General features: G+C 67.2%; 2 protein-coding genes and 1 pseudogene. All 3 read left to right on the forward strand.

Annotated features, from left to right (window positions below):
* Positions 1 to 52: 52 nt before the first annotated feature.
* Positions 53 to 523, forward strand: a pseudogene (locus ACTJJ6_RS23510) (SrfA family protein); the annotation flags it as partial.
* Complete coding sequence (locus tag ACTJJ6_RS23515; protein ID WP_240430260.1) at positions 523 to 3,468, forward strand: virulence factor SrfB; 2,946 nt, start codon at positions 523 to 525, stop codon at positions 3,466 to 3,468. The pseudogene ACTJJ6_RS23510 and the gene ACTJJ6_RS23515, both read left to right, overlap by 1 nt.
* On the forward strand, positions 3,465 to 4,408 hold a 944-nt coding region (locus ACTJJ6_RS23520; protein ID WP_440827451.1), incomplete at its 3' end, for a virulence factor SrfC family protein. The genes ACTJJ6_RS23515 and ACTJJ6_RS23520, both read left to right, overlap by 4 nt.

Genomic DNA, 4,408 nt, shown 5'->3' on the forward strand with positions numbered 1-4,408 from the left:
CTGAACACTACGGCGTGCCGGTGATCCTGCACACCGACCACTGCGCGAAGAAACGCCATTGCCCAAGCTGCGCTTGCCGCTGGCGCACGCCACGCTGATGCCGCCGCCCCCGGCGCCGGCCATCCCGCAACCGCTGGACAAAAATGCGCTGGTGCTGCCGCCCGAGGCGGTGAAGGCTGGCTCCACCCGTTTCCTTAACGGCAAATGGCGCGCCACGGTGGCGCTGAAAGATCCGATCACCGGCAAGCGCCCCAGCCTGCAATACCGCCTGAACGCGGGCAAAGGCAGCGCCGTCATCGCCTACGGCGACGGCGTCACCTGCCGGGCGGCGGTCGAGGCCGGGCTGATGCAGTCCGGCAATCTGGTGATCAACAGCCGCACCAAGGCGCGCTGCAGCGACGGCAGCCGCTACCAGATCCCGGAGATCGTCTGCCGCCAGGGCGAAACCGGCGCGGCGGAGTGCACCGGCCGCTACGATGCGGACACCACCTATCCCATGACGTTCAAGCGCGAGAGTAAATGATGCTGGCCCCCCTAACTGACTACAAACACGGCATTACGCTGATTCAGGACAGCGGCATTCAGTTTCTGGACTTTGCCCTGACGCCGCGACTGGACGCCGAGTTTCCCGGCAAATTCGTGCGCAAGACCGCCAGCGGCCCGCTGCTGCGCCTGCAATGGGAGGCCGAGAGCGGCAAATACCAGTTGCCGGCCGTGGGCGACCAGGCCGCCGAAGTGGTGCGGCCGGAGTTCAGTTATCCGCTGCAGCAGTCGCTGCACCTGCTGGATAAGCTCTGGCTGCCGCTGCCCTTCTTGCGCCACACCCCGGCGGGCCTGTTTTTGTCGGGCCCGGACAACTGGGCGCGCCTGCAGGTGGTGCAGCTGGATGAACCGGATCAGGACGGCAACCTGCTGCGGGTGGTGCTGGCCTTCGACACCCGCGCCGCCGCGCCCGGCCAGGAAGCATTGGCGCCAAGCGAGAGCGATCTCGGCGCCGGCCTCAGCTTCGCGCTGGCGCACCGCAACCACGAGCTGGGCGAGTTCCTCGATCTGACCTGGGTGGACGGCTGGCTGCGCGAGGCGTTCAGCCAGCGCGCCGCCGAGCGGGAACAGCGCACCGAGGCGGAGATCAACGCCGGGCTGAAAACCTTCGAGTATCAGGCGCACTACCTCAACCTGTTGCACATGCTCGGCCATCAGTTGACGGTACCGCAGATAAAAATGGCGGCGGCGACGCTGCAACAGCCGGCGATCGACGTCGATCTGGTGCTGGACGTCGGCAATTCTCACACCTGCGGCGTGCTGGTCGAGGACCATCCGGAAGAGAGCAACGGCCTGAAGCAAACCTATGAGCTGCAGCTGCGCTCGCTGTCCGAACCGCACTGCGTCTACAACGAACTGTTCGAGAGCCGGGTGGAGTTTTCTCGGGCCTCGTTCGGCAAGCCGCATCTGTCCTTCCAGAGTGGACGCGACGACGCCTTCCAATGGCCGTCCATCACCCGCGTCGGCCGTGAAGCCGCGCAATTGGCGCAGCGACGCGAAGGGCATGAAGGCACCACCGGCATCTCCAGCCCACGGCGCTATCTGTGGGACGAGGAGCGCTATGCGCCCGGCTGGCGCTTCAACGAACGGCACGAGCCGATGGCCGCCGCCGCGCCGTTGACCACCTTGATCAACGACGAGGGCGTGCCGCTGTCCGCCCTGCCGACGTCCCAACGGCTGCCGGTATTCGCCGCCCATTACAGCCGCAGCGCGGTGATGAGCCTGATGCTGAGCGAGCTGCTGGCGCAGGCGCTGATGCAGATCAACAGCATCGCACAGCGCAGCCGCATGCCGAACGCCGCCGCGCCGCGCCGTTTGCGCGCCATCATTCTGACGCTGCCTTCGGCGATGCCGAAGCCGGAGCGCGAGATTTTCCGCCGCCGCATGCAGGAGGCGATCGGGCTGGTGTGGAAGGCCCTCGGCTGGCACCCGCAGGATGCGCCGTTCGACGGCGCGCGCACCCGCTTCCCGGCGCCGCAGGTGCAGATGGAGTGGGACGAGGCCACCTGCGGCCAGATGGTCTATCTGTACAACGAAACCCAAGTGAACTTCGCCGGCCGCACCGACGCCTTTTTCGCCGCCATGGCCCGGCCCGACCGGCCGCTGGCGCCAAGCGAACAAGCGGGCAAAACGCTGCGCATCGCCTCCATCGACATCGGCGGCGGCACCACCGATCTGGCGATCACGCACTACTCGCTCGACGACGGCGTGGGCAACAACATCAAAATCAACCCGCGCCTGCTGTTCCGCGAGGGCTTTAAGGTCGCCGGCGACGACATCCTGCTGGACATCATCCAGCAATTTGTTCTGCCCGCCGTGCAACAGGCGTTCGAAGCCGCCGGCGTGAGCGCCGCCGCGGCGCTGATGGGCAAACTGTTCGGCAACGAAGGACGCATGGACGGGCTTTCCACCCTGCGTCAGCAGGCCGCGCTGCAGATCTTCATGCCCGCCGGACGCGCGCTGCTCAGCGCCTATGAAGAATACGATCCGCTGGACAGCCGGGCGGAAATCGCCGCCAGCCTGGGCGATCTGCTGCCGCAGCCGCCGACGCCGCAGGTGCTGGCGTTTATCAACGGCGAAGTGCAGCGCGAAGCTGACAGCAACGCCTTCGATATCCTGCACACCCCGCTGGTGATCCGCCTGGCCGATCTGCACGCCGCCTTCTTGTCCGATCGCATCGGCATCGGCCGCTGCCTGCGCCTACTGGCTGAGGTGGTGGCGCTGTACACCTGCGACGTGCTGCTGCTGACCGGCCGCCCGGCGCGCTTCCCCGGCGTGCAGGCGCTGCTGCGCCACCTGCAGCCGCTGCCCGCCAGCCGCATTCTGCCGCTGGAGGGGTATCACACCCGCAGCTGGTACCCGTTCAACAAACGCGGCCGTATCGACAACCCAAAATCCACCGCCGCCGTGGGCGCCATGCTGTGCCTGCTGGCAATCGACCTGCGGCTGGAGAGCTTTTACTTCAACGTCGGGGATTTCCAGCCCTACTCCACCATTCGCTATCTGGGCATGCTGGACGGCAACAACATGCTGGCGGACGATAACGTCTATTACCGCGACATCGATCTGGATCGCGCCGATTTCGCGCTCGATCCCGCCGGCAGCTTCCAGCTGCGCGGCCCGCTGCGCCTGGGCTTCCGCCAGTTGGACAACGAACGTTGGCCGGCCTCGCCGCTCTATACGCTGACCATCAATGACGCCCAGTTGGCGCGTAAGCTGGCCGGTGACGCGGTGATCGGCCTGCGGCTGGCCATCACAGCCAGCGCCGAACAGGGCGCCGAAAGCGTCAAGATCGCGCAGGCGGTGCTGGCCGACGGCAGTGCCGTCCCGGCGCACCATCTGCAACTGAAACTCAATACCCTGGCTGCCAGCGCCTCCGGCGCGACCCACTACTGGATAGACAGCGGGAGCATTTACCCACGATGAAAGCGAATACCACCGTCCAATCAGCCCCAAATAACGCGCTCAGCGCCGGCATTCTGCAGGCGATCGACTGGGTGGACGCCGCGCGCCGGCAGTCCGCCCGTTTGGAACAGGAGGCGGATCGCCTGACGCTGCGCCTGCGCCGTTGCCATAATCGCGCCGTCCAGTTGGAAAACACCCAGCCTGCGCAGGTCGCCATCGGTTTGTATGGCCACAACGCCGCCGCCAAGGCCCACCTGCTGGCGGCGCTGGCCCCTGGCGCAAAGCGCTTCAGCGCGGACCTTTCGCTCGCGGTGCGCTACTGCACGGCGGCCGAGGCGGGGCCCGCCGAGTATCCGATCGCCCTCGCCCTGCTCAATGAAGCGCAGTGGCTGGCCATCACGCTCGATGCCGCCGCGATGGGCGGCTTCCGGCTGGACTGGGACGCCCGCGCGATCGCCGGCCATCTGCAAACGTTGGCACGTCACCGCCAAGCCGTCGCCCCCGACGGCCTCAGCGACAGCGATGTGCTGGCGCTGTGGGATAGCCAACGCCGCCACGGCGACAAGGGGCAACAGACGCTGGACAGGCATTTCTGGCCGCAGGCCGTGGCGCTGGCGCCGCAGCTGAGCATCGACGATCGCGCGCGCCTGTTTGCACCGCTGTGGGGAGAGGAAACGACGCTGACGACGCATTATCGCCAGCTGGCACATACGCTGCATGCCCTCGGTGACAGCCGGCGGGTTCATGCCCCGCGCCGCGCCTTGACGCTGCTGACCGCGAGCGCCGCACCGGAAAACACGGCAATCGTCGTGATGGCCGAACACGGCGGTGAACGGGAGATCGCGCTGAGCGATCTGGCCTGGCTGACCGCCGAAGTGACCACCGGTCTGCCGCAGACGGCGCAGGCGGGCCTGCCCGCCGACGTGGCGCTGATCGACCTGCCCGGCAGCCGCGCCCGCCC

The organism is Serratia sp. 22278, assembly GCF_052045405.1.
Lineage (GTDB): Bacteria > Pseudomonadota > Gammaproteobacteria > Enterobacterales > Enterobacteriaceae > Serratia > Serratia marcescens.